Source organism: Leucobacter exalbidus (assembly GCF_017834145.1).
Classification (GTDB): domain Bacteria; phylum Actinomycetota; class Actinomycetes; order Actinomycetales; family Microbacteriaceae; genus Leucobacter; species Leucobacter exalbidus.
This window is the reverse complement of record NZ_JAFIDA010000001.1, coordinates 2,695,997-2,720,229: the sequence shown is the minus strand read 5'-3', so window position 1 is coordinate 2,720,229 and position 24,233 is coordinate 2,695,997. Positions and strand designations below refer to the sequence as shown.

The 24,233-nt window shown below is 63.5% G+C and carries 21 protein-coding genes, 4 tRNA genes and 1 pseudogene; 5 read left to right on the top strand and 21 right to left on the bottom strand.

The annotated features are described in order from the left end of the window. Window positions 1-30 precede the first annotated feature (30 nt). The gene (locus JOF28_RS12295; RefSeq protein WP_209706002.1) at window positions 31-630 is read left to right on the top strand and encodes an Ig-like domain-containing protein; all 600 of its coding nucleotides are present in this window, start codon (window positions 31-33) and stop codon (window positions 628-630) included. Window positions 631-926: 296 nt separating this feature from the next. On the opposite strand, the gene JOF28_RS14735 is transcribed toward JOF28_RS12295, so the two are convergent. The 7 genes from JOF28_RS14735 to JOF28_RS12260 all read right to left on the bottom strand — a co-directional run bounded on the left by JOF28_RS14735 (window position 927) and on the right by JOF28_RS12260 (window position 9,124). After that, window positions 927-3,188: a DUF5979 domain-containing protein gene (locus tag JOF28_RS14735; RefSeq protein WP_209706001.1), complete on the bottom strand. Its 2,262-nt coding sequence runs from the start codon at window positions 3,186-3,188 to the stop codon at window positions 927-929. A gap of 202 nt (window positions 3,189-3,390) precedes the next feature. Further along, entirely contained in the window at window positions 3,391-3,711 is a 321-nt protein-coding gene (locus JOF28_RS12285) for a GlcNAc-transferase family protein (RefSeq protein WP_209706000.1), read from the bottom strand. 161 nt (window positions 3,712-3,872) lie between these two features. Beyond that, window positions 3,873-4,850: a diaminopimelate dehydrogenase gene (locus tag JOF28_RS12280; protein WP_209705999.1), complete on the bottom strand. Its 978-nt coding sequence runs from the start codon at window positions 4,848-4,850 to the stop codon at window positions 3,873-3,875. 101 nt (window positions 4,851-4,951) lie between these two features. After that, the gene (locus tag JOF28_RS12275; protein ID WP_209705998.1) at window positions 4,952-5,566 is read right to left on the bottom strand and encodes a PACE efflux transporter; all 615 of its coding nucleotides are present in this window, start codon (window positions 5,564-5,566) and stop codon (window positions 4,952-4,954) included. Between the two features lie 144 nt (window positions 5,567-5,710). Beyond that, complete coding sequence (locus tag JOF28_RS12270) at window positions 5,711-7,189, bottom strand: protein adenylyltransferase SelO (RefSeq protein WP_209705997.1); 1,479 nt, start codon at window positions 7,187-7,189, stop codon at window positions 5,711-5,713. Between the two features lie 91 nt (window positions 7,190-7,280). Then, window positions 7,281-7,415, bottom strand: coding sequence for a putative transporter small subunit (locus JOF28_RS12265; protein WP_209705996.1), 135 nt, complete (start codon window positions 7,413-7,415; stop codon window positions 7,281-7,283). Then, entirely contained in the window at window positions 7,412-9,124 is a 1,713-nt protein-coding gene (locus tag JOF28_RS12260; protein ID WP_245190337.1) for a sodium:solute symporter family protein, read from the bottom strand. The genes JOF28_RS12265 and JOF28_RS12260 overlap by 4 nt, the downstream gene beginning before the upstream one ends. 495 nt (window positions 9,125-9,619) lie before the next feature. Here JOF28_RS12260 and JOF28_RS12255 point away from each other — a divergent pair, with 495 nt between their 5' ends. Beyond that, a complete protein-coding gene (locus JOF28_RS12255) occupies window positions 9,620-10,306 on the top strand; it encodes a hypothetical protein (RefSeq protein WP_209705995.1) in 687 nt (228 codons plus the stop codon). 83 nt (window positions 10,307-10,389) lie between these two features. Here JOF28_RS12255 and JOF28_RS12250 read toward each other — a convergent pair whose 3' ends face one another. Beyond that, complete coding sequence (locus JOF28_RS12250) at window positions 10,390-10,944, bottom strand: DUF2510 domain-containing protein (RefSeq protein WP_209705994.1); 555 nt, start codon at window positions 10,942-10,944, stop codon at window positions 10,390-10,392. A gap of 214 nt (window positions 10,945-11,158) precedes the next feature. Between JOF28_RS12250 and JOF28_RS14730 the strand changes: the two genes are divergently transcribed. Then, the gene (locus JOF28_RS14730) at window positions 11,159-11,287 is read left to right on the top strand and encodes a hypothetical protein (protein ID WP_280909462.1); all 129 of its coding nucleotides are present in this window, start codon (window positions 11,159-11,161) and stop codon (window positions 11,285-11,287) included. Between the two features lie 153 nt (window positions 11,288-11,440). Here JOF28_RS14730 and JOF28_RS12245 read toward each other — a convergent pair whose 3' ends face one another. The 3 genes from JOF28_RS12245 to JOF28_RS12235 form a co-directional block, all read right to left on the bottom strand. Continuing rightward, complete coding sequence (locus tag JOF28_RS12245; protein ID WP_209705993.1) at window positions 11,441-12,583, bottom strand: N(5)-(carboxyethyl)ornithine synthase; 1,143 nt, start codon at window positions 12,581-12,583, stop codon at window positions 11,441-11,443. A 258-nt stretch (window positions 12,584-12,841) separates the two neighbouring features. Next, window positions 12,842-13,630, bottom strand: coding sequence for a glucose 1-dehydrogenase (locus JOF28_RS12240; RefSeq protein ID WP_209705992.1), 789 nt, complete (start codon window positions 13,628-13,630; stop codon window positions 12,842-12,844). A 131-nt stretch (window positions 13,631-13,761) separates the two neighbouring features. Next, window positions 13,762-14,223: a tRNA (cytidine(34)-2'-O)-methyltransferase gene (locus JOF28_RS12235; protein WP_209705991.1), complete on the bottom strand. Its 462-nt coding sequence runs from the start codon at window positions 14,221-14,223 to the stop codon at window positions 13,762-13,764. Between the two features lie 239 nt (window positions 14,224-14,462). Here JOF28_RS12235 and JOF28_RS12230 point away from each other — a divergent pair, with 239 nt between their 5' ends. Next, window positions 14,463-15,545, top strand: coding sequence for an integrase core domain-containing protein (locus JOF28_RS12230; protein WP_209705990.1), 1,083 nt, complete (start codon window positions 14,463-14,465; stop codon window positions 15,543-15,545). A gap of 53 nt (window positions 15,546-15,598) precedes the next feature. On the opposite strand, the gene JOF28_RS12225 is transcribed toward JOF28_RS12230, so the two are convergent. From JOF28_RS12225 to JOF28_RS12185, 9 genes and pseudogenes are all read right to left on the bottom strand, one after another. Further along, window positions 15,599-15,672 (bottom strand) — tRNA-Asp (locus JOF28_RS12225). Between the two features lie 206 nt (window positions 15,673-15,878). Next, window positions 15,879-15,951: transfer RNA gene (locus JOF28_RS12220), tRNA-Phe, on the bottom strand. 66 nt (window positions 15,952-16,017) lie between these two features. After that, window positions 16,018-16,094 (bottom strand) — tRNA-Asp (locus tag JOF28_RS12215). Between the two features lie 36 nt (window positions 16,095-16,130). Beyond that, a tRNA-Glu gene (locus tag JOF28_RS12210) sits at window positions 16,131-16,203 on the bottom strand. 415 nt (window positions 16,204-16,618) lie between these two features. Beyond that, window positions 16,619-16,903 carry a hypothetical protein gene (locus JOF28_RS12205; protein WP_209705989.1) on the bottom strand — a complete coding sequence of 95 codons (285 nt, stop codon included), beginning with the start codon at window positions 16,901-16,903 and terminating at the stop codon, window positions 16,619-16,621. A 148-nt stretch (window positions 16,904-17,051) separates the two neighbouring features. Further along, window positions 17,052-18,398 (bottom strand): M18 family aminopeptidase, encoded by a 1,347-nt coding sequence (locus tag JOF28_RS12200; RefSeq protein WP_209705988.1) that lies wholly within the window; start codon window positions 18,396-18,398, stop codon window positions 17,052-17,054. A gap of 3 nt (window positions 18,399-18,401) precedes the next feature. Next, the gene (locus tag JOF28_RS12195) at window positions 18,402-19,955 is read right to left on the bottom strand and encodes a leucyl aminopeptidase family protein (protein ID WP_209705987.1); all 1,554 of its coding nucleotides are present in this window, start codon (window positions 19,953-19,955) and stop codon (window positions 18,402-18,404) included. 24 nt (window positions 19,956-19,979) lie between these two features. Continuing rightward, the gene (locus JOF28_RS12190) at window positions 19,980-21,368 is read right to left on the bottom strand and encodes an ABC transporter permease (RefSeq protein WP_209705986.1); all 1,389 of its coding nucleotides are present in this window, start codon (window positions 21,366-21,368) and stop codon (window positions 19,980-19,982) included. Continuing rightward, a pseudogene (locus JOF28_RS12185) lies at window positions 21,365-22,146 on the bottom strand (ABC transporter ATP-binding protein). The gene JOF28_RS12190 and the pseudogene JOF28_RS12185 overlap by 4 nt, the downstream one beginning before the upstream one ends. Before the next feature lie 161 nt (window positions 22,147-22,307). Between JOF28_RS12185 and JOF28_RS12180 the strand changes: the two are divergent. Continuing rightward, window positions 22,308-23,357, top strand: coding sequence for an LLM class flavin-dependent oxidoreductase (locus JOF28_RS12180; RefSeq protein WP_209705985.1), 1,050 nt, complete (start codon window positions 22,308-22,310; stop codon window positions 23,355-23,357). 58 nt (window positions 23,358-23,415) lie between these two features. Here the strand turns inward: JOF28_RS12180 and JOF28_RS12175 are convergent, their stop codons facing one another. Next, entirely contained in the window at window positions 23,416-24,162 is a 747-nt protein-coding gene (locus JOF28_RS12175) for a hypothetical protein (RefSeq protein WP_209705984.1), read from the bottom strand. Between the last annotated feature and the right edge of the window lie 71 nt (window positions 24,163-24,233).

Genomic DNA, 24,233 nt, shown 5'->3' with positions numbered 1-24,233 from the left:
GCCCTAGCGCCCCCGGCCGAAAAGCCCCCGGTGCAAGAACCCACACCTAGCCAGGTGCCCTCAGAGGACCCGGTGGTCGTGCCGTCGACGCTCACCGCTGCGCCAGCTGACGGGGTCGAGACCGGCGTATTTCCACGACTTCTGGGATCGGGAGTGCCCGGGGCCACCGTTGATGTCACTGTGCGCAACGAGGCCGGGTTCACCCAAGAAGCGACCACCACTGTTGACGCCGACGGTGAGTGGCAGTTCACGCCGAGTAATACCCGCGGTGTGCTCACGATTACCGCCGTGCAGCGGTATGAGCGAAACGGCACCAGTTACGTCGAGGAGTCAACCGAGCTGGGCGAGTTTGCCGTGGGCGACGGGTTACGCATCTCAGTCACCGAGATTCACCCCCGCATGTCGCGCATCACCGTCACCGGGTTTGGCGCACCGTCTAAAAACCAGGTGGTGAATATTGACTCTTCAACGCTCGGCTCACTGGTGTCAAAGCTTGATGAGACTTCACCCGGCCAGGCCGAGCTCATCGTAATGAGTGCTGAGGATGCCCTGGGCGATCTCACCTATTGGCAGGGCGACACATCGGTCGGGCCGCAGCGCATCTGGCGGTTAGTTGCGCCCTCGAGTTAGCCGTTCAGGCCTGCACCGCTGAACTTTTTGAAACTATTTTGAAACCGCATCAGGTTTGGCACGTGTGATCTGTCTCTATACATGCAGGCAGGCCGTACCCCGGCCGGCCTGTGCAGCTTGACCAGGTATTCATCCCCCGAATATTCGCCTGGTCTCCTATAGCTGTTCGCCCGCTGAAACGACATCCCCCCTGTCGTTTCAGCGGGCTCTTTTCGTCTCGAGTCATCAGCCAACGAGAAATCCCTCGCTGCGGAAGCTCCGAAGAGTGGCTGCAGCGAGGGATTCACCCGTTTCTGTTACCTCGTGGCTGAGCCTCGCTTGCGCGCGACCCACACGGCACCGGCACCCATCAACAGGGCGGCCAAGGCAATCCCGCCGAGAGCCAGATTGCCGCTGGAGCCCGTCGTCGCAAGCGACCAGCCGGGGGCGGTGCCCGGCGCCGCGCTGGGTGCTTTGCCCGGGGCGGTGTTTACCGGAGGTACAGGCGTCGGAGCCTCAGGTGTTTCAGGCCCCTCAGGTGTCTCAGGAGTCTTCGGCACCTCGGGCTTCTCGGGCGCGGGTGCTTCAGGATCTTCAGGTGTCTTCGGAACAGTTTCATACGTGTTCGTGAGCACAACGTCTTCAACCGAGTCGTCACCGATCACGAGTTCTGCGCGATCGAAGACGCCGCCCGACCACGTCACCCCGGCAAGAGCTGCGGGTTCACGCTCTGCAAGCGTCACCTCTGCACCGTAGGGAATAGGGTCAGACTGCACCGCCACACCGTCAGCGAGCACGGTGAGCTCGCCTGAGCCCGCTTCGAACCCTTCGCCAGCCGGGTATGCATACTCGACCGTGAACGCGGTTTCAGCGGGGACGGTCGTGGCGCCGTCGCCTTCGAGCGCTTTACGAATCGTGAACGCGCCCCGCTTCAGCGCGGTCGGGTTGTCGAGTGCGATCTCGACGACGGTGCCCGCGATGATCGTGAAGCCGTTGTCAGAGAACTGCGGGGCAAGCCATTCGACGCCGTCAATCACGGCGGCAGTCGTCTCGGTCAGCGTGACCGCAGCGCCCGCGGGAACCCCCTGGACGGTAACCGCTTCACCACCCGCAGCGACTTCGAGTGTGCCGTTGCCCGTTTGCCCGCCCTCGACAGCCCACTCATAGTCCACCGTAAAAATCGTGCCGGCTGGGACCAGCCCGCTGGCATCACCCGAGACCGATTTCTTGAGCGAGAAGCCGCCCAGCTTCACGTTCGCCGTATTGGTGAGCGTCACCTCGGTGAGGGTGCCACCGGCGAGCGTGAAGTCGTTCTGCGACCAGACCGGGGTCTCCCACGTCACGTTTTCAGGCCCTACCGGGGTGACCTCAGTGAGCTTTACCGTGGAGTCACGCGGAAACTCTGCGCTCTTCCATGTTTCGCCGGCGAGCACAGCGAACTCGCCATCGATCACGTCACCCGCGGGAGTCGTGACCGTATAAGTGCCGGTGAAGGTTTGGTCGGCAGGAAGCCCCGTTGCGGTGCCTGCGACGACCTTGGAAATACTGAAGACGCCTACGTTCGTGCCGATGCCGGTGCCGCCACCGCCCGCGTAACGCACTTGGCCCGGGGCTGACCCCTCTTTCACGCCGTTAATGATGAATTCAGCAGCGTTGGTGTAGGTTTCCGAGGCGCCGCCATCGGTGACCTGGGTGTAGTACACCACCTGATAAAAGTAGCCGGCCTCAGACACGAACTGGATGTTGCCCGCGGCATCAATCGTGAACTCCGAACGCGGCACGTTCTGCCATTCGATTGGGCGAATCGCGCCGTTACCGATGTCACCCTTTTTGTTGGTCTTCTGCAGCACGGGTCGATCATCGGTGAGGATGAGCGTCTGGTTGGGGCCGGGAGTATCACGCACCTCAACGTTCAGCCCGCCCTCCATACCGTTCTCGCCCGCCGCGATGTGTAGCCACCAGGTGATCGTGTCTGAGCTGTAGTTGTAGCCACCGTCTTTGGAGTAGTTCCACGAGAAATCGCAGTCGCTCGTGCATACCCACGGGCTGGGCTGCACCACGGTCACCGTCGACGTTTCAGAGCCGAATACGAACGTGTGTTCTTCGGTCTGATCGACCTGCGCGTCAATGCGCACCCAGAAGTGCACATCGCCCGTCAGGTTTCTGGGGTTTTCGGTGATGTAGGTGTCATCGAAATCACACTCAAGCTGCGTCTCGTTGGCAATACAGTTCGCGATGACCGCCCCGGTGCCCTGCTCAAGGATCTGGAATTTGTCGCCGCGCCCCGAAAGCTCCCCTGCGGGCAGTGGGATGGTGAAGCCGGCCTTGGGCTGTGGGTTGTCGGGCAGCGCCCAGGTCGCCGAGATTTCGGCATACGATCCTTCGTTCACCGAGGTCTCGACAAACCGAATGTCAGAAATAGTGGCCTCGGTGACGTATGGCGGCGCGGCCAACGCGGCACTCGTGCCACCGCCGACGAGCAGCAGCATGGTCGTTACGAGCCCAGCAACACTGCTGCCCACTCGTTTCCACACTGATGTGGGTGGCGTGTCAGCGCCGCCGTAGTGTTGTTGCCCCATGTGTAATTCCTCCTGTAGCTGCGCGCCACCTTCGACAGCGCCCCGGGCGCTCAGTCGTTCCGCGCATTTTTATAAGCGATCCCCCATACAGACGATTGGCCACGCACCGATCTGACGAGGGCGCCAAAAGAATCTCGAACGCACAGGTTGAGGCAGCCGCCGCGATGCCGCTATCCCGCGGTCCGCAGCCGGCGCCCCACCACTATCGGCGATCCCAGCCCGGCAGAAAACGCGTGGGCGCAGCAAGCTGCAGCGTGAACTCCTGCCCGCTCCACATTTGGTCGCAGATGCGTTGCGCCCAGCGCGGGTCAAGTGATTCAGCGGCGTCGATCTCGGTGACGCGAAACCGTGGGTCTTCACGAAATGCGTCGAGCTGCCCGCGGGTCTCGTCGCTCACCTGGTTGACGATCGCGAAGTTAATGTGCTCGGGATGTTCGGCGGCTGCAAGCGCCGAGTCGATGGTTTTCACCAGCTCGGGGTCTCGGTAGGACGCGATCTTGACAAGTATCTTTCGGTCGCTCATCACTTTTCCTACAGTCGGGTGTAGATACGTGGGGTCCCCCTTATAGACGTTTCAGCCGTCGCTCATCTGACGCGGCCGCACATTTTTTTACGACAAAAGCGACCGCTCCCATGCGTGGATGGGAGCGGCCGCTTCGGTGGGACTGCGGTGGTGCGGGTGCGTTACAGCAGTTCGGCCCGCAATGCTTCGGCAGACTTCGGCGACAGCAGCCCGGGCGCAATATCGAACGGGGTCTTCGCGCCGTGGTCGCCCTTGGCCTCGAGCCTGGCTGCGGCGCGGGCATAGGCCACGAGCACGCTCGAGGTGAACTCGGGGTTTGATTCGAGCGTGAGCTGGTACTCAATGGTCTGCGAGACACCGGCCGATGACTCACCGCTGCGAATCACAAACCCACCGTGGGGCATGCCCGCGTGGTCGCGTGCAAGCTCCTCGGCAGTGATGAAGTTCACCGTGGTGTCGTAGGGCTCAAAGTAATTCGGCATGGTGACGATCGCCTCACGCACGGCCTCAGCATCGGCGCCCGGGGCGAGCACAACGTAGCACTCGCGCGTGTGCTTATCGCGGGTCGAAAGCTCGGGCTGCTCGCCCGCACGCACGCGGGCAATCGCATCTTCGGCGGGCAGCGTGTACTGCACGGCGCCCGCGACGCCCGGCACCCGGCGCACGGCGTCTGAGTGCCCCTGGCTGAGCCCACGACCCCAGAAAGTGTACGTCTCCCCCTGCGGCAAAATGGCTTCGCCGTACAGGCGGTTAAGGGAAAACAGCCCCGGATCCCACCCCGTCGAAATCACCGCGGTCGTGCCCCCGGCGCTCGCCGCCGCGTCGACGGCGGCGAAGTGCGCAGGAATCTTTGCGTGGTTATCGTAGCTGTCGACGAGCGAGAAGCGCTTCGCGAGATCGGGGCTCTGCACGGGCAGGTCGCTCGCCGAGCCGCCGCACAGCACGAGCACATCAATGTCATTCGCGTGGGCATCGATGTCGTCGAGCGCGAACACCGGTGCATTGCCCAGGGTGGCCAACGTGGCCGGATCGCGGCGGGTGAAGATGCCTGCCAGCGCAAGATCTGGCTGGGCAGCGATCGCGGTTTCAACGCCGCGCCCTAGGTTGCCGTATCCAACAATTCCAATGCGAATGGTCATCAGCCCCGCCTTTCTTGCGCACGCGATCTGCGGCTGCGCCCCCATTGAGCCTAGTGGCTTCGTGGGGGCGCAACCGGTGCGCCGTGTGCCTGGTGCAGCGGCTAGCGTGCCGAGGCGGGCAGACCGCAGACCCGGTCAAAGCCCCAGGTGTAGACCAGCGTAAACACGAGGAAGAAGACGAGCAGCCCGCCCTCAATCGCGAAGGCCTCGAGCAGGCTCACACCGAGGATGAAGGCGACCAGCGGCACCGTGAACACAAGCACCCCGCCCTCATACCCGAAGGCGTGAATAGCGCGCGACCAGATGCCGCGGCCGCGCATTCCGCGGCGGCGCTCAATCATTTCGTACAGCAGGTTCCACACGTAGTTCCATGCGGTCGCCGTGATCGTCACGAGCACGGCGGTGAGGGTGGATTCGCCACCTCCGTGCCCGAGCAGCGCGCCGAGCACAAAGATGGTGAAGATCAGGCTGAGACCCTCGTAGCCGATCACGAAGGCGATGCGGCGCAGCACGGGGGTGGTGGCGAAGAACCTCGCATCACGCGGCTTGGCCTGCGTCACGACGGTTGCGAGCTGCCCGGTCGCGGCAGCGATACGCGCTGCGGCCTGGGTAATCGTCACCTGCGCGGTGGCCAAAACTTCGTGTGCGGTGGCCGAAGCCTCGGGCAGAGAAACAGCGTGCGCGTGCACGCTCGGGTTGTGGCCTGGGGCGGTCACGGGTATCACTCCAAAATAAGCCGGGTGGCACGGGGGCATGCGTTACCCCAGAATTTCGTGCTTTCCTCGGCAATTTGAGTATAGCGTCACTATTTCAGTCGTCAAATCGACATTTCAATACTAATTTCGTTGCCTTGGCCAACATTAGGTGCCGCAGTAGGTGACGTGCCCGCGAGATCGGGGGTCGGGGCCCTCCGCCAGATCAACAAACTCTGCCCGAGCCTGCGCCGGGTGCAACACTGCCTCGAGCATGCGATGGAACGGGGCCAGGTCGCCATGGGTGGCTGCGGCGAGCGCCGCATCAAGCTGCGCGTTGCGCGGAATATAGAGGGGGTTGGCCGGGTTGGCCTCGCGCATGGCCGTCGTGTAATCGAGCCGATCGCGTTCAAGGGCACCCAGCAGCACCGTGGCTGTCTCGACCACGACCTCGTCGGTGGCGTCTGGCATCCCCAGTTGGGCACGCATGCCCTGGGTCCAGGCGGCATCGTAGGCCGGGCCGTATCGCGCGAGCACTTCGCGCACGGCCGCAATCGCGAGCTCCTGAGCGTCTGCGTCTGCGTCTTGCGGAGCCTCACCCGGGCCAGCAGTGCCCGGGGACTCACTGCACGGTTCATCTTGCTCCACCATCACGATGGGCAGCAGCGCTTCGGCGAGGCGCGTCAGGTTCCACAGGGCGATGCCGGGCTGGGCACCGAATGCGTACCGGCCCTGGTGATCAATCGAGCTAAACACGGCCGCCGGATCGTAGCCGTCGAGAAATGCGCACGGCCCGTAATCGATGGTTTCGCCCGAGATGGTCATATTGTCGGTGTTCATTACGCCGTGCACGAAGCCTGCGAGCGTCCACTGGGCCATGAGCTCGGCTTGCCGGTGCACCACGTGGTCGAGCAATTCGAGGGCGGGGCTCTGCTGCGCTGATGCATACGGGCGGCCCGGGGCGTGGCGTGCGAGCGCGAAGTCGGTCAGTCTGCGCAGCAGCTCGGTGTCACCGGTGGCGAACGCATACTGAAAGGTGCCCACCCGCAGGTGACTGGTCGCGATGCGCACGAGCACGGCGGCCGGCACGAGTTCGCCGTCGCGGGCGATGCTGCGCCCCGTGCTAATCACCGCGAGTGCGCGCGTGGTGGGCACGCCGCGGGCGTGCATGGCTTCGCTCACGAGATACTCGCGCAGCATTGGGCCGAGCGCGGCATAGCCGTCACCCCCGCGCGAGAAGGGGGTGGGACCAGAACCCTTCAGATGCACGTCGTAGACGGTGCCTGATGGGGTGTGCAGTTCACCCAGCAGCAGGGCGCGGCCGTCGCCGAGCCTGGGTGAGTAATGGCCGAACTGATGCCCGGCGTACACCTGGGCAACGGGCCGGGCGGTGGAGGCGAGGTCGTTGCCGAGCAGCGCGCGCACGCCGGCCGGGGTGCGCAGCTGGGCGGGGTCTAACCCGAGTTCGCGGGCGAGCGGTTCGTTGAGCACCACGAGTTCGGGGTGCTCGGGCACGATCGCCGCCCACGGCTCCCCCAGCTCGGGGAACGCATCTGCGAACGCGCTGCCCAGGGGCAGCGGGATGCTGGGGTGGGCTGATCCGGATCCAGCATTATCCCCGGCCCTGTGCTCTCGTGCGCGTTCCATTCACCCAGGGTACGCCGCCCGCATGCGAGAGGGGCCGAGGTTGCGTAATGCAACCCCGGCCCCTCAGCGCCCGCAAGCGGGCAGCGGCGCGCTAGATAATGCTGCGGCCTTCTCGCTTGGCTTCGCGCGCGTCACGCACGAAGGCACGAATGATCAGACTGAGCGTGCCCACGACCACTACGGGCCAGATGAGCACGTACAGGGTGAGCCAGAATGTCGCGGTCATCGGGTGACTCCTTCAAATTCGGTATCAACGTCGGTCGCGACGCCTGGATCGGCGTCGGTAGCGTCATCGGCTGCCGGGGCCGCGGGGGCCGTGGCAGCAGCCTCGGTGTCAGCTTCGTCGGCACGGGTGTCGAAGTCACCCGTGCGCTCCTTGATGAGTGCGAAATCGAAGCTCTTGCCCTTGTTGAGCATGGAGAGGCCCGCGCACACGAGCGTCGATACGGCGTATGCGACGAGTGAGCCTGCCAGCACCGGGTAGGTGTGCAAGAACCCGATGCCAAACGGTGCGACCGCCAGAGTCGAAACGATCCCCACGCCGAATGCGACGCGCTTGCCAAAGAACCCGAAGGCCATCAGCCCGAGCACCACGCCCACGCCAATCACCGACAGGATGTCGACGAACACGCTGGTCACGCCCACGAGCGGCACCAGTTCGAAGCGCACCGGCACGAAGATAGCGAGTGCCACGACGACGGCGACACTGAACGCGAGGTTCGTCACTCGGCCCCAGTAGAAGCTCGCGATCACGGGGAACACGAGGGCACCCCACATAGCGCCCACGAACACGAGCAGGTCAAGAATGTTGAACTGCATCGAGGCGAACACGAGGGCGATCGCGGTGGCCACAATCATGGTGATGCGGCCCACGAGCACCATGGTGCGCGGGTTCACGTTCTTCTTGCCCGCGATGTTCTGGCCGTAGATATCGGCCATCATGATCGAGGCCAGCGCCGTCATATCGGCGTCTGCCGTTGAGGCCAGCGAACCGATGATCATGACGAAGAACACGCAGATCAAGATCGGGCCGAGGTAGGTGGCGGCCATCTGCGGGATCAAGTTATTGACGTCGCCGTCAAGCGGTGAGATACCTGCGTACAGGGCAATCACGCCGAGCATGCCAATACCGATGATCGTGGCACCGTAGCCAACGGTCGCGGTAATGAACGTCTTCTTGATGAGATCTTCGCGCACCGCAAACAGCCGCTGCGCGATCGTCTGGTTGCCGATGGCGTACGCCAGCACGGCCGCAATATAGGGGGCGCCCTGGTTGAAGAACGCGTCAGACGAGAAGAAGTCGCCCTGCTGCGGGGTGAGGTTGTGAGCGCCAGACTCGAAGAGCCCGGGCCCGCCCGCCGCGAAGAACACGACGGGAATGATGATGGCCACGGCGCCAAGCATCGCGATGACCTGTGCGAAGTCGGTCAGCACCGAAGCGCGAAAACCCGACCACAGCGTGTAGAGCAGCACACCGGCGGCGATCGCAATGATGCCCTGTGTGAAGGTGAACGGCGACAGCATCGAGATGAGCGCGCCGCCGGCAATAAGGTTTGAGGTGAGGCTGATGAGACTGCCGAGCACATTGGAGCCCGCGAGCATCAGCTGGCTCGAGCGACCGTGCCGGGCATACATAACCTCGGCGATGGTGTGCGCGCGAGGCGCAACCTGGCGAATGCGGCGGCCAAACGGGTAGATCAGCAAGATCATGAGCGCGCCCCAGAGCCCGTAGTGGATCGGGCCAGAGATGCCGTATACGTAACCTGAGGTGGCTGAGGCGTACATTGATGCCGCCCAGATCCAGGTCGCGGTCATCGAGGCCGCTGAAATGCCGAAGCCGATCTTGCCGCCGCCCGTCATGTACCCGTCAGCATTCTCCCGTTTCTTGGAGATGCGAATGGACATGTAAAGGCTGCCGCCGAAGAACAACACCATGAGGGCCACGGTAATGGGGCCCGAGAGTGTCTGGAAGTTTTCCAATTGAGTGTCTTTCTATCTCGTGTATCTGCCCCGCGCTCGAAACGAGCTGCGGGTGCTGGTCGGAGAAGTAAAGACGCTAAGTGGGCGTGAGGTGAAAGTGCTTTCGCGTGGAAAGTACCGCGGGAGTGAAATCAGTAAAGCGCGCCGAAAATGCGGGCACCAGTGAATCCTTTCGTGAGGTGGAAAAATGAACGAACCTGGACCGCTGCGGCGAGAACATCTTGCGCACACGAGTAGCCCGGGGTGCGGCTCCCTTCGATGCCGGATCAGGTGCCGTGTGCGCTATACAGCCACGCCCGGCACCACAAATTGTTAGTGAACTTTCAGAGTATCAAACAGCGTGCCCATTGCATTAATGAACGTGTTGGTGTATGAGCAGCGGCATTTGGAGTTACGGGATATGGTGAATGAGACCGTGTCATCCTTCTCTGCTGTTTCAGGAGCGTCGCCATGACCCCCCTTACATTCCGCCGTATTCGCCAGATCGCCACGTCAACTGGTGGTTTGATCGTGGTAGTGGTGATCGTGTGGCTCGACGTGGCCACCGGGGTGTGGCAAGACCTGGTGATTTTGTCGGGTCTCGCGGCCGGTCTCGTCACCTTTGTATTGACGGTGCTGGTGCTCGGCCGCATTGTCGACCGTAACTCGGCCAGGCGGTGGGCACCCATCAATAGGCTCGCCATCACCGAGTTTCTGCACGCCATCGTTGATGATGAGGCGAGCGAGATCGCACTGGGTGAGTTCGTGCCGCGCACCCTCGATCTGTCGGCCGCGCTGGCCGAGGGACCTGCCGCTGATGGCGGGCACACCGAAGCGCATCTGGGCGCGCTGGAGCACCTGCGCGAGCAGGTCGTGACCGAGCGGCGGGCGCTGTCAGACGCGCTCAGCAGGTGGACCGCGTTTCTCGCGTCAAGCGGAGACAACGAAGACATTTTGCGCCACATCGCGAACATCGCGCTGCAGCTCGACCTCGTGCGCGATGCGGCGCTCGAGTTTGAACGGCAAGGCAGCGAGGCCAACTACGATGCGCTGCGCACCGCCGTCGAAACGTGCAACCGGTTCTCGGCGCAGCTCATCGACGAGCTGCGCAAGCGCCTCGTGCTCACCGATGAACATCGGGCGGGCAGCCTGTCCTAACCGGCTACTCCCCCGATTGAACGGACGCTCGCGCAGGGCTGGATGCCTGTGCGTGAAAGGACGCTCACGTGTGGCCCGGGTGGTTACAGGATGAACACGATCGCGACCGCGCTCAGCACGATGCCAGCAATCGCGAGGCCCTTGCCGGTGCCGGTGATGCGGCTCTTCGAGACGCCCACAATCGAGAGCACCAGCCCGGTAACGCCTGCCCCAAAGCCAAAGAACAGGGGCAAGAACACCGCCACAAGGCCGACGACAAACCCGGCCGTCGCGACACCATTTGCGGCGCCGGTGCCCACGATCTGTTGCGGGTAGGCCTGCTGGTAGACGGGCTGCTGCACGTACTGCGGAGCCGCGTATTGCGGGTTTTCGTAGGCCTGTACTTCAGCCTGCGGAGCGACGTACTGCGGTGCAGCAGGAGCTTCATACTCTGGTGCGGCAGGAGCCTCGTACTGCAGAGCTGCGGGAGCTTCGTACTGCGGAGCTGCAGGGGCCTCGTACTGCGGAGCTTCGTACTGCACAGCGTCAGGGACGGCAGGGGCCGCAGCCGGCTGGGTGTGCTCGGTCCACTGACCGCCATCCCAGTACCGAATCGTTCCCGAATCATCGGGATACCAACCGGGTGCTGCGCTCATCATGCTCCATTCAGGCTCAATACAAGCCCGAATCCCCGCTCGAGCCCCGATCCAGGCTATCGCAGCGGCCGTTGGCCCGCAGCGTGCAGTCGACCCCGCATCAAATCCAGGTTCTTGTCTCAGCCCTGCGCTCCCCTGCGATGACGCCCCGAGACTTTCACCGCGAAGTGGGCTATGGTCGGGCTCGGGCACATATTTCCAACGAAGGGAAACTGCAATGTCTGGAAAAGATCGCGGTCAGAAGACCACCAAGAAACCCGCACAGTCGTCACTCAAGGAGAAGCGGGCTGCGAAGCGCAGCAAGTCTGAGCCATCAGATGTGATTCCGACCACCAAGCGCGGCTAAGCCACCAAACACTTCGGGCACCTTCGCCCGCACACCACTCAGGGGTGCCGCAGACATGGTCTGCGGCACCCCTGAGTGCGTTCACGGGCCGCTCAAGCGTGAGCGGGCTGGGGCATGCTGATCCGGATCAAACATCGCCCCGGCACCCCGCCGCTATTCGCGGTCGTGCGGGTATGCGGCCGCGCGCCCCTGGAACGCGAGCACCGCCGGGTTCAGCACCATGCCATCTTGGATCTCGATGGCGCGCTTGATCATCGGGTGCTGCTGCCACGCTGCGGGCCCGGCGATCACGGTATCGAGATAGCCGAGGAGCGCCTCGCTGATCTCCCAGGTCGCCGAGTTCCACAGCATCGATGGCGTGTGATCGACCGCGTAATAGTGCACCTGGTTGCCCACCACGCGCATCGGATCGTTGAACGTCGACGGCTTCGCCCAGGAAAACCCCATACCCTCATCGCACGACACATCAACGATGAGCGAACCCGGCTGGAATGCGGCAAGATCAGCCTCGGTAAGGAAAGTGACGGGGTTTTCAGGATCTTGCAGTGTGCAGTTCACCACGATGTCGCTCTCGGCCAGGTATGGGGCGAGTTCTTTACGCCCGTCGTCCTCGATCGTGACGTAGCTGCCGCCGCCCTCGTCGTCGGCATGATCGATCTGCACGATCTGTGCCGAGTGGATCGGTGAGGCCACCGCCGACACGTTACGCATCGTGAGCACCCGCACGTCGTGGACGCCGTGCGCATTGAGCGCAGTGACCGCCCCGCGCGCAGTCGCCCCAAACCCGATCACCGCGGCGGTGAGCCTGCGGCCGTAATCGCCCGTCACACCCATCAGCTGCATGCTGTGGAGCACCGAGGCATAGCCCGCGAGCTCGTTGTTCTTGTGGAACACGTGCAGCCCGAATGAGCCGTCACTATTCCAGTGGTTCATCGCTTCAAAGGCGATGAGGGTGAGGCGTTTATCAATCGCGAGCTGCGCGATCTCGATGTCTTGCACGCAGTGCGGCCAGCCCCACACCGTTTGTCCGTCGCGCAGCGCGGCAAGATCTTGCGCCTGCATTTTGGGCAGCAAGATGATGTCACAGCGCGCAATCAGCTCGGCGCGGTCGAGCACCCCGCCGACGTATTGGGCGAGCTCGCTATCTGACACCCCGAATTTCAGGCCGTACCCCACCTCAACATAGAGGGAGCGTGCAACTTCGGCGTCAATGCGCGAAAAGTGTTGCGGGTGAATGGGAAGGCGAAACTCGTTTTCGAGCGATGACTGGCCGTATATTCCGATGGTGAGGGTCATGAAGTACCTGCGTTTCCAGAGCGATCGAACGGGTGGCCGCGGCACCCGCGATATCCACCCTGAAATCGAGCTCAAATGGCCCGGCATTTCGAACCCTACGCCATGAAGCCGTGCCCCTTGCCCGTTACTGACAGGTGAGGGCTCAGGTTGCCACCGCCCCGGCCACGCACGAAGGCCCCCGGCAGGAAGCACGCGTCACGCGTTTCCCTACCGAGGGCCTGGGTGGTGGTCAGCTGCAGGCTGACACGGTGAACATGATTAGTCCTGCTTACCTGCGAGGCTCGCGAGGATGCCGTAGATCTGTGCGCTGTCGCCGGCTGCTGATGCTCCGTCAACCGAGATCTCGGCGCCGCTGACGTATGACGCGGCGTCAGAGGCGAGGAATGCCACGACCTTGGCGACCTCGGTGGGAAGGCCGGGGCGGTTCATGGCGGCGAACGGCAGCGGCTTGCCCTCAACGACACCGCTGGAAGCGGTCATCGGGGTGGCGATAGTGCCCGGGTGCACCGAGTTCACGCGCACGCCGAACGGGCCAAGGTCGAGTGCGGCCGACTTGCTCATGCCACGAACTGCCCACTTCGATGCCGAGTACGCCAGCGCCGAAATCTGGCCGGCGAGGCCAGCGAGGGAAGACATGTTAATGATCGAGCCTGAGCCCTGTGCCTTGAACAGTGCGCTGACCGACTTGATACCGAGGAACACGCTGGTGGTGTTCACGGCCATCACCAGATCAAACTCGCGCTTGGAGAGCTCTTCGGTGGGCTTCATCGACAGGATGCCCGCGTTGTTGACGAGCACGTCGAGGCGGCCGAAGGTAGCTACCGCGGCGTCAACCGTGGCGATCCATTCGTCCTCTTCGGTGACGTTCAGGCGCTGGAAGATCGCGGCGTCGCCGAGCTCGGCGGCGAGAGCAGCGCCAGCTTCTTCATTCAGGTCAGCAATGACAACCTTGGCACCTTCAGCTACGAACAGGCGGGCATCTTCTGCGCCCATGCCACTTGCGCCACCGGTAATAATTGCGACTTTGTCGCGAAGTGAATCTCCCATTGCTGAGTTCCTTTCCAAGCACGTGTACGCCCCGATTAGGGATGCTCAAATTCTAGCGAGCCGAATCTAAGGCCGGTCGGAGGAAACTGTGATCACTTTGCGCAGGCCCCCTGGTCTATCCCCGCGTGACGCTACAACGCCCCGTTGAAGCCCTGCTGCCGCCAGGCCTCGTACGTCACGATCGCTGCGCAGTTCGCAAGGTTCATCGAGCGCCGCCCCGACTGCATCGGAATGCGCAGCCGGTCGGTGATGGCGTCGTGGGTGAGCACGTCGTCGGGCAGGCCCGTGGGCTCAGGGCCGAACAGTAATACGTCAGTGGGCTCGTAGGCCACGTCGGTGTAGAACCGGTCGGTGTGGGCGGTGAATGCGAAAATGCGGCACGGCAGCAGCACTTCGAGCGCGGCCTCAAGCGAATCGTGCACGTGCACGTTGGCGAGGTCGTGATAGTCGAGCCCGGCCCGACGCAGCTTGGCATCATCGAAGTCAAACAGCGGCCGCACCAGGTGCAGTTCAGCGCCGGTGCCGGCGGCCAAACGAATGGCGTTGCCGGTGTTGCCAGCGATGCGGGGTTCGAAGAACAGAATACGAGTCACTCAGGAAGCGTACCCGACCCGCGCCCACTCATCGTCACCGTTGGTGTTGCGCAGCACATCGCAGGCTCGTGCGCGCTGCAAGTGAATGGCCCCAGATACGAAAAAACCCTTCCGTGAGGAAGGGTTTTTCTTTGGCGACCCTGACGGTGTGTGGTTTCAGGACATAGTGGACGCCTGTCCCCAGACATCGTGGACACACCCCCTTGCCCATCCACGCATGTCTCAGGACATAGTGGACAGTGCACCGCAACCCACTCCTCATCCTCGCTATCACCGTGCAAGGCCTCAGCTACCGCGACGCCGCCTTCGCTCCCCAATCCCGAGCACCACATACCTCCCCACACCAGACCGCCCCTGAGATACGCGACCGTATTCTCGCGCTTCGCGAGTCCCTCACCGTTGAGGGCAGCGATGCCGGCGCCGACACGATCTGCAGCTATCTCGCCCGAGAAAACATTGTTGTTTCGCGCACCACGGTCTGGCGTGTGCTGCAGCGCGCGCACCACATCACCCCGCAACCCCAGAAACGACCGCGGTCATCGTGGAAGAGATTCGAAGCCTCGCAACCCAACGAGATGTGGCAGTCTGACTTCACGCACTGGCAACTCACTAGCGGCCAGGAAGTCGAGATTGTGGGCTGGCTTGATGACCATGCCCGGTTCCTCACGCACCTCACCGTCCATCACCGGGTGACCGGCAAAATCGTGGTCGAGACATTCACCACGGCGGCACAAACACACGGGTTTCCCGCGTCAACATTGACCGATAACGGGATGGTCTACACCGCCAGGCTGGCGCGCGGGGGACGCCAGGCCGGCCTCAACGCGTTCGAAACGTTACTCAGAATCGAGGGCATTACCCAGAAGAACGGACGCCCGTATAAACCGACCACGCAAGGCAAGATCGAACGGTTCTGGCAGACACTCAAAAAGTATTTGGCTCAGCACCCCGCCGACACGATCACTGACCTGCAAAACGTTTTGGACCAGTTTCGTGAGTTCTATAACGAACAGCGGCCACACCGGGCACTGGGGCGCAAAACGCCGGCGTTTGCGTATGCGTTGATCCCGAAAGCCAGCCCCGCGAAACCATCATCGCCAGCGTTATGGCAAGTGAGGTACGACATTGTCGATGCCAACGGGAGTATCACGCTCCGATATGCCGGCAAGCTACGCCACCTGGGCATCGGGAGAGGGTACGCGCGCACAGAAGTGATTTGTCTCGTGAACGGCGACCACGCGACCGTGATCACACATACCGGGGAAGTCTTGGGCGAATACACGATCGATACCCAAAAGAACTACCAAAAGAAAAACACCTGAACCCACGTTTCCGTGGGTTCAGGTGTCCATGATGTCCTGAGACATCACACAGGCGACCCTGACGGGACTTGAACCCGCGACCTCCGCCGTGACAGGGCGGCGCGCTAACCAACTGCGCTACAGGGCCAGAATTACAGCTATTTAATTACTCGAGTCAGCATCGCTGACTACTCGAGAAAGCATACCCGATATTCGGGTAGATTCGCGTCTCGGCCGGGCGGCTTGGCGTGTCTTGGCCAGCGACCAGCCGCACACGCCTTGCGGCGAGGAAAATAAATGAACCCCCACAAGTAGAAGCCTCATGGGGGTTCGGTGAAGGTGTAATGACCTTCGTGGCTCCGACGGGCGTCGATCCCGTGACCTCTCGATTTTCAGTCGAACGCTCTACCAACTGAGCTACAGAGCCAGGCGATGCATTTTACAATGTGTCACCTGAGACGAAGAAACCCTTCTAAAAGAAGGGTTCTCCACCTGGCGACCCTGACGGGACTTGAACCCGCGACCTCCGCCGTGACAGGGCGGCGCGCTAACCAACTGCGCTACAGGGCCTTACTTACTTCATTATTCAATTACATACGGTGTTAGTGACCCCAACGGGATTCGAACCCGTGCTGCCGCCGTGAAAGGGCGGTGTCCTAGGCCGCTAAACGATGGGGCCGAAGCGATTTAGTTTTTGACTTCCTCGCTAACAAGATATGATCCTACGCGACTAAATCAACCCCCCGCAAATCGAGCCCCCTAAACCGGGCATCCCTGGCGTGTCGAACGCCAAGAACCGCATGATTACGCGGTTTCTGCAATCGTCTGAGTGGCCCCAACGCCCACGTAGATGCCGGCGGCCGTTTGTCGCGCACGCAGATTTGCCGCTCTTTCGCGGGCCCACCAGCCCACCCTTTGGTTTGCCGGTGACCCTCCAGCGAGGTCGCCAAGTAACGCCTTGCAGACACCGCAAGTAGCGCAGGCAGCGCAGCGCTCGCAGAGTCTCCAAACAGGACCATGCGGGGATCGCCTGGCTCTGCAGCTCAGTTGGCAGAGCGTTCGACTGAAAATCGAAAGGTCAGAGCCAGCGTGCTTTAGCCGCCGAGAGCGCGCTGTACGCGGCTCAACGAGATGTTCTCGTGCAGCAGCACACCTGTGCTCGTGCGCTGCTCAAAGTGGTACCCCATACGCCCCTGGCACAGCATGCCAATCAGGTACGGTTCGCTCGGCGCCCACATGATCCAGGTCGGCTGCCCCGTGGCATTCGTTCCCAGGTAGGTGAACTCGATGTCACGATTGCCGATGCGCTGAACACTCGGCGAAAGCGCGTCTCGCGAAAGGGCTACACCGCCGCTTCCCGTCTGCTGCATCTCACTCATAGCTCGATCCTAGCGAACGATAGCGCCCGCAGACTAGACCGAACTCGGCGAGCCTCACGCCAAGGGGCCAGGGGCGCGCAAAAAGTTGCGTGCCCCTGGCCCCCTTTCGTGGGCTTCCCGCTGCATCGCAGCGGGAAGCCTGCCTGTTTTAGGCTCGTTCGTAAAACGCTCCGACTGCGCGGGCGAGACCGTGCAGGTCGTCGACGTGCGCGAGTTCGCGCGCCGAGTGCATCGACAGCAGTGGTACGCCCACATCGACGGTGCGAATGCCCAGGCGGGTGGCCGTCAGCGGGCCAATCGTTGACCCGCAGGGCACGGTGTTGTTCGAGACGAACTCTTGGGTGGCGACGCCCGCTGTCGCGCACACACCGGCCCACAGGGCCGCTCCGTGCGCGTCTGTGGCGTAACGCTGGTTAGCGTTCACTTTCAGCATCGGCCCCCGGCCGGCGAGCGGTCGTACATGCGGGTCGTGCTTCTCGGGATAGTTCGGGTGCACTGAGTGCCCGGCGTCTGCCGAGAGGCACCACGAAGCTGAGTTTGCGCGTGCGGTGTCTTCCACCGTGGCGCCCAGGCCGGCGCGCAGCCGGTCGAGCACCTCGGCAAGAAACGGGCCGCTGGCGCCCGAGCGGGTGTCTGAACCCAGCTCTTCGTGGTCAAACGCGGCGAGCATCGAAATGGTGCCGGGAGCCGGCTCCGCTTCAATCAGCGCCACAAGACCCGCAAACGTCGAGCTCAGGTTATCGAGCCGCGCCGAGGCGAAGAACTCCCCCGCCGCGCCAATGCGTGCCGCACCCTGCGTGTCATACAAACGCACGTCGGTGCCGACGATGTCTTCGGCCACCACGCCACGCGGGTCAGCGGCCAAGCGCGCCGAAGCGGTCTCGGTAAACGTGCCCGCGGGAGCGTGGTTCGCGGCGTCAGCGAGCAATGAGTACACCGACACCCCAGCGGTCGTCGCGAGCACCGGCTGCGTGTGCCGCTGGCGATCGAGCGTAAGCCCCTTGTTGGCGTCGCGGTCGAGGTGAATCGCGAGCTGCGGAATACGTGCCACCGCATGCGTGTGCACCAGGTGCTCGGCGCCGTCGCGGGTCACGACCCGGCCCGCAAACCCAAGGTCGCGATCGAGCCATGAGTTCAGCAGCGGGCCACCGTAAATTTCAACGCCGGCCTGTGCCCAGCCGTCTGACACGAAGTCAGGCTGAGGCTTCAGCACGAAACCGGGCGAATCGGTGTGCGCGCCCAGAATGCGCACGGGGCTGGTCGCCGAGACGTCTTGCCCCGCACGCCAGGCGATCAGCGCGCCATCACGCACGACAAAGCCGCGCGACTCGGCAGCTGCGGGATCCCACGCGCTGGCTTCATCGTGGCCGATGAACCCAGCGCGGGTAAGTGCGTCTGCCAGCGCGTGTGCCGCGTGGTACGAACTGGGAGACGCGGCGACAAATCCAGCCATCGCCTCAATATAGGAGTCTTGATCCCGCAGCAAACCGGTCATGGGTTACTCAGCGCTCGCGTCTGCCGCATCGTCAGCGCGCTCGGGTGCCTCGAATGATGCCGCGAACTCGGCGAGCAGACGCGCACCGAAACCGGTGGAGCCCACTGAGCGCCACAGGTCGTCGCTTTCAGCCTGCATCGTGCCCGCGATGTCGAGGTGACCCCAGGGGGTGCCATCGACGAACTCGTTCAAGAACAGTGCAGCGAGAATCGCACCGGCGTACTGGCCGCCCATGTTCGACAGATCAGCCACGTTCGACTTGAGCTGCTCGCGGTAGCGGTGATCGAGCGGCAGGCGCCAGATGTTCTCGTCGCTGGCCTCGGCCGCGGCCTCGAGCTGCGCGGCAACCTGGTCGTTGTTGGCGAGCATCGCTGCGGTGCGGGTACCGAGCGCGGCCATCGCTGCACCGGTGAGGGTGGCGATATCGACGATCGCGTCGGGGCGCTGGTTCGCCACCGACGAATCCTCGGTCGCGAGCACGAGGCCGTCAGCCATGACGAGGCGGCCCTCGGCGTCGGTGTTCTTCACCTCAACGGTCTTGCCGCCGCGCATGGTGAGCACGTCGCCGAGCTTCATGGCACTGCCCGAGGGCATGTTGTCGGTGCACATGAGCCAGCCGGTGACTGCGCTCTTCACCCCGAGTTCAGCGAACGAGGTCATCGCGGCGAACACTGCGCCGGCGCCCATCATGTCGAACTTCATGGCGGCGTGCATGGCGTTTGACGGCTTCAGGCTGATTCCGCCCGAGTCGTACATGATGCCCTTACCGATCAGGGCGAGGTGCCCCTCGGGGTCTGCGGGGCGGTACGAGATCTTGATCATGCGGGGCTCTGCGATGCTGCCGGCGTTGACGCCGAGCAGGCCGCCGAGGCCCATGTCTTCAACCTGCTTCAGGTCGAAGATCTCGACCTCGAGACCGAACTCGGGTGCGATCTCATCGATGATCTCACCGAACTTGTCGGCATTGAGGTGGCGGGGCGGGGTGTTCGCCACGTCGCGTGCGATCGCTGCGGTGCGCGAGAGCACGAGGCCGCGGGCGACGCCCTGCTCGGCTTCCTCGGTGAACTCGGCTGGCACCTGCAGGCTGAGCTCTTCGAGCTCGACCGTGGTGGGCTCGCTCTTGAGTGCGTTGTAGCGGTAGCGGGCGAGGGCGGCACCCTCGATCGCTGCCTGCGCGGCAACGCCCGCATCCCAGTCGCCCTCGGCGAGCAGCTCGCCCAGGTCAACCGCGATGCGGCCGCACTCGCGCGCGGCACGGGCGAACGCCGCTACGGCGTCACGCAGCTCGGCATCGGTTTCGATGCCGAGCTTGCCCGTGCCGACCAGCACGGTAAGCGGTGCGCCAGGCAGCACGAGGGTCTGCTTGGCGGCACCGGTGAAACCCGCTGCGGCGAGCGCCGCGCGGTCAAGGCCCAAGCCTGCGGGCAGGTCACCCTCAGAGGTGACGAACACCGCCTGCGCACCGTGGCCGGTGGGCGGCTCAGAAGTTAGGCTCACGCTCGTACCGCGCGTAAGGGAAGGGACCGGATCGAATGCAGAATCAATCACAACGCTCATGTCCCTAAGCCTAGTGCCGCAGGCTCACAACGCGCCGAGCGCCACCACGGGCGAGATCCGGATCGCGCGCTGCGCCGGTGCTGCCGCGGCGATGATGGCGAGCAGCACACCGAACACGGCCACACCCGCGATGACGGGTACGGGGATGCTGGGCCCGACCATACCGACCATGTTGCCGAGCAGGGTCTGTGCGGCGATCCAGCCGTAGAAGATGCCCATTACGAGGCCGAGGCCGAGTGCGGCAGTGACCATCTGCAGGCTTTCTGCGATCACCATGCGGCGAATCTGGGTGCCGGTGAACCCGAGGGCGCGCAGCAGGCCGAGTTCGCGGGTGCGCTGCAGCACGCTCATGGAGAGGGTGTTGACGAGGCCGACGGCCGCGATCAGTGCTGAGAAGCCGACGAGGGCCACCAGCACGCCGGTGGTGATCGCGAGCGTCTGGTCGAGTGATGCGGCGAGCTCGGGGCTGTTATCGAATGCCTTCAGCGTCATGTCGCTGTAGGTGGCGAGAGCGACGGCGAACATGGTGACGAGGGTGACACCGATGACGAGGCCGATGGTGGAGCGGGCGCTGCGTTCGGGGAATCGCACGGCGTTGGCCGCGGCGAGACGGCCGGTGGGGCCCTGACCCAGCATCTTGCCGGTGAGGCGCAGCATGGGCGGCATGATGAAGTGCGCGCCCACCGCGATACCGGTGAAGGAGAGCAGCCCGCCAAAGAAGGCGACGATGAATGCGAACTCGGTGAGGGCGCTCATCACGATGCCGAGGCCGAGCAGGGCGGCGCCGCCGATGAGCAGCAGCAGGGCCCACACGGTGCGGCCGGTGCGACCCTTGGCGTCTTCTGCCGAGAGCTCAACCGAGGCGCCCGTCGCCGCAATGGGTGAGACGGTGCCGACGCGGCGCGATCCGGCCCAGGCAGCCGCCCAGGTCGTAAAAAACACGATGACCGCAGCGCCCAGCGCGAGGGGGTCGATCATGGGGTAGTCGCGGCCCTCGGGCAGCCAGCCCTGTGCCTGGCCGATGGCGACGATGGCGGTGCACAGCCCGGTCGCGAGAATGAACCCGATCACCGAGCCGATGGCGCCCATCACGAGGCCCTCTGCGGCGACGCGTGAGCGCACGCGGTTAGCGGTCGCGCCCACGAGGCGCATCAGCGCGATGGAGCGGGTGCGGCCCGCGATGATCGTGGCGAAGGTGTTGGTGGTCACGATGACGCCCACGTACAGGGCGATCACGATGAACACAAACGACACCGTGAGCAGCACGCTGCGGAAGGTGCTTGAGCCCTCGGTGAGCTCGGGATCGATCGCGGCCGACATGATGCCGGTCGCGAGAATGAGCCCCACCGCGAAGAGGGTGCTCAGGGCGGTCACGAAGATGGTGGCTCCGTATTCCTTCAGCTGCCGGATCATGCGCGTGCCCCGGGCAGCAGGTTTTCGAGGCTCAGCATGGTCGATGAGATTTCGGCCGGAGTCATGGCCGGGCGATCGAGCACGATCTTGCCGTCGGCGAGGAACAGGATGCGGTCGGCGTAGCTCGCGGCCACCGGGTCGTGGGTCACCATGGCGATGCTCTGGCCAGCGTCGGTGACTGCCGAGCGCAGCAGCGACAGCACCTCGCGGCCGGTGCGTGAGTCGAGGGCACCCGTGGGCTCGTCAGCGAAGATGACATCGGGCTGGGTGGCGAGGGCGCGCGCGATGGCGACGCGCTGCTGCTGGCCGCCCGAGAGCTGGTGGGGGCGGTGCCCGGTGCGCTCGGCGAGGCCGAGCGCGCGAGCAGCGCATCGATGCGGGCCTGCTCGGCGCCGGTGGGCTTGCGGCCGTCGAGTTCGAACGGCAGGCGAATGTTGCCGAGCACGTCGAGGGTGGGCACGAGGTTGAACGCCTGAAAAACGAAGCCGATGCGGCGGCGGCGCAGCTTGGTGAGCGCGGCGTCGCCGAGGCTCGTGATCTCGTCGTCGCCCAGCCATACGCGGCCTTCGGTGGCGGTGTCGAGGCCGGCCATAACGTGCATGAGGGTTGATTTGCCCGAGCCCGACGGGCCCATGATGGCGGTGAACTGGCCGCGCTTGATGCCGATCGAGACATCGTTGAGGGCGGTGACTTGCTGTGCGCCGGCGCCTCCGCCATAGAACTTGCTGAGGTGTGCCACGCGGGCTACGAGGCCCATTTCACTCGGTTGAATATCCATACTTCGAAGTTACTGGCGAGGGGCATGGTCGCGGATCGCCCTGCGGTACCGCCAGCATGGGCCCCAGGTACCACGTGTACAAAGACCACGGTATGGCGGCGGCAACACAACACGCAGCTTCGTGCGGGAATACATGCACCGGCATGCAGGTTGCAGTTCTCATGAGAGCATTCGGATTCCTGTCATTTGGGCACTACGGCCCTGTTCCTGGCTCGCGGGTGCGCACCGCCGGCGACATGCTGAACCAAACCATCGAGCTCGCCGAGGGCGCCGATGAGATCGGCGTGAATGGCGCCTATGTGCGCGTGCACCACTTCGCACGCCAGGCTGCCTCACCCATGCCGCTGCTCACCGCGATGGCGGCCCGCACGAAACGCATCGAGGTCGGTACCGGCGTGATCGACATGCGGTACGAAAACCCCCTCTACTTCGCAGAGGAAGCGGCCACGCTCGACCTCATCGCGAAGAACCGCATTGCGCTCGGCGTGAGCCGGGGATCCCCCGAGCCCGCGGTGCGCGGCTACGAGGCGTTTGGCTACACCGGGTCGGAAGACCCCCGCGGCGCCGACATCGCCCGCGACAAGTTCGAGCTCTTCTTGCAGGCCATCGACGGCGACCAGGTCGCCGAGGCAGACCCGCAGATGGCTCCCCCTGGCCGACTCGCGATCGAACCGCAGTCACCCGGGCTTCGCGACCGTATCTGGTGGGGTGCCGGATCGCGCGAAACCGCACAAGACACCGGCCGCAAGGGCCTCAACATGATGAGCTCCACGCTGCTCACCGAAGCCACAGGGCAGCCCTTCCATGAGCTGCAGCGCGAGCAGATCGATCTCTACCGCGCGGCGTATCGCGAGGCCGGGCACACCCGCACGCCCCGCGTTGCAGTGAGCCGCAGCGTGTTTCCCATCATCACGGCAGAGGACGAGGCCTACTTCGGGCTGCGCTCACGTGAGAGCAACGACCAGGTCGGTGTCATCGACGGCATGCGCTCCACGTTCGGCAAAACCTACGCCGCTACGCCCGATCGCCTCATCGAACAGTTGCTCGCCGATGAAGCCGTCATGGCCGCAGATACGCTGATGCTCACCATCCCCAATCAGCTCGGCCCCGAGTACAACCTGCACATCCTCGAGTCGTTTGCGAAGCACGTCGCGCCTGCGCTCGGCTGGAAGTCGAACACCGAAGGACCCGTTCAGGGATACGCGCTCTAACGCCAGTGCGAGCGCACCCAAAGTTTCTTGGGCGCGCTCGCACTAGCTCACGCGTTGGTCATTCTTCGTGCTCTGCTTCATCGCAAGACGCTACTTCCATCGTTTCGACGCCTGGGGTTGATAACACAGCGTCAGCAACTGCGTTATTGCAGGCAAGGTACAAGCTCCGGCCATACAGAGCTTGACCAATGACCCACTCCTGGCCGTCAGGCCACCAGTACATCGGGAGTTGATCCGGCGGATCAATGGAGGCCGGAACCCCGTCCCCAAATACTGATAGCGGAGTCCAACTTCTAGGATTTCCTGGCACAAGTGGAACGGTGAATGAGTTGGCGGCTTCGTTCCAACGCTCGAAGATGCTCATTTCTAACGCATCGTGGTGATGTGTCGGGAACCATACGGGCTGCCCGCCTTCGGCTACTCCAAACCCAACCCAGCTGGCAAAATACCAGGAGCGATCCACTCTTTCAAAGCGTTGTAAGACCTCGCCTACTCGTTCAAGCACTCGGGTGTCGCGCGTATCAAACCCTGGCCCTTGAAAGTCTGCTATTCGCGGGTCGGCAGCAACGATGTCTCGTTGCCAAAACGTATTGGGTTTGAGCTCGACACCGAGCTGTTCACATATGAGCGACCACGGCAGCTGCAGTTCCAATGCCCCAGGCTCTGGGTTATTCGACACCGGTACCGGACTGAATATCCGTAAGTATCGCTCAAATCCGCTCGGTACCAGACCGGAAACAAGTGGGCCGCCATCGAGCCTCTCCATCAGTGTTTCCGCAGAGTCGATCCAATTGGTAAGTTGCATCTAAACCACTCCGTTCTGCGCTTCCCAGTTGATGAGCAAGCCTACAGATCACTTAGAAACTGCACACGGCC

Coding starts and splice junctions, on each gene's coding strand:
- JOF28_RS12265 (WP_209705996.1), bottom strand. CDS start 7,415: ATGACCGCGACATTCTGGCTCACCCTGTACGTGCTCATCTGGCCCGTA.
- JOF28_RS12175 (WP_209705984.1), bottom strand. CDS start 24,162: ATGCAACTTACCAATTGGATCGACTCTGCGGAAACACTGATGGAGAGG.
- JOF28_RS12190 (WP_209705986.1), bottom strand. CDS start 21,368: ATGATCCGGCAGCTGAAGGAATACGGAGCCACCATCTTCGTGACCGCC.
- JOF28_RS12200 (WP_209705988.1), bottom strand. CDS start 18,398: ATGACCGGTTTGCTGCGGGATCAAGACTCCTATATTGAGGCGATGGCT.
- JOF28_RS12240 (WP_209705992.1), bottom strand. CDS start 13,630: ATGGGAGATTCACTTCGCGACAAAGTCGCAATTATTACCGGTGGCGCA.
- JOF28_RS12245 (WP_209705993.1), bottom strand. CDS start 12,583: ATGACCCTCACCATCGGAATATACGGCCAGTCATCGCTCGAAAACGAG.
- JOF28_RS12270 (WP_209705997.1), bottom strand. CDS start 7,189: ATGGAACGCGCACGAGAGCACAGGGCCGGGGATAATGCTGGATCCGGA.
- JOF28_RS12205 (WP_209705989.1), bottom strand. CDS start 16,903: ATGAGTGAGATGCAGCAGACGGGAAGCGGCGGTGTAGCCCTTTCGCGA.
- JOF28_RS12195 (WP_209705987.1), bottom strand. CDS start 19,955: ATGAGCGTTGTGATTGATTCTGCATTCGATCCGGTCCCTTCCCTTACG.
- JOF28_RS12260 (WP_245190337.1), bottom strand. CDS start 9,124: ATGGTGTTGTTCTTCGGCGGCAGCCTTTACATGTCCATTCGCATCTCC.
- JOF28_RS12180 (WP_209705985.1), top strand. CDS start 22,308: ATGAGAGCATTCGGATTCCTGTCATTTGGGCACTACGGCCCTGTTCCT.
- JOF28_RS12255 (WP_209705995.1), top strand. CDS start 9,620: ATGACCCCCCTTACATTCCGCCGTATTCGCCAGATCGCCACGTCAACT.
- JOF28_RS14730 (WP_280909462.1), top strand. CDS start 11,159: ATGTCTGGAAAAGATCGCGGTCAGAAGACCACCAAGAAACCCGCACAG.
- JOF28_RS12285 (WP_209706000.1), bottom strand. CDS start 3,711: ATGAGCGACCGAAAGATACTTGTCAAGATCGCGTCCTACCGAGACCCC.
- JOF28_RS12250 (WP_209705994.1), bottom strand. CDS start 10,944: ATGATGAGCGCAGCACCCGGTTGGTATCCCGATGATTCGGGAACGATT.
- JOF28_RS14735 (WP_209706001.1), bottom strand. CDS start 3,188: ATGGGGCAACAACACTACGGCGGCGCTGACACGCCACCCACATCAGTG.
- JOF28_RS12280 (WP_209705999.1), bottom strand. CDS start 4,850: ATGACCATTCGCATTGGAATTGTTGGATACGGCAACCTAGGGCGCGGC.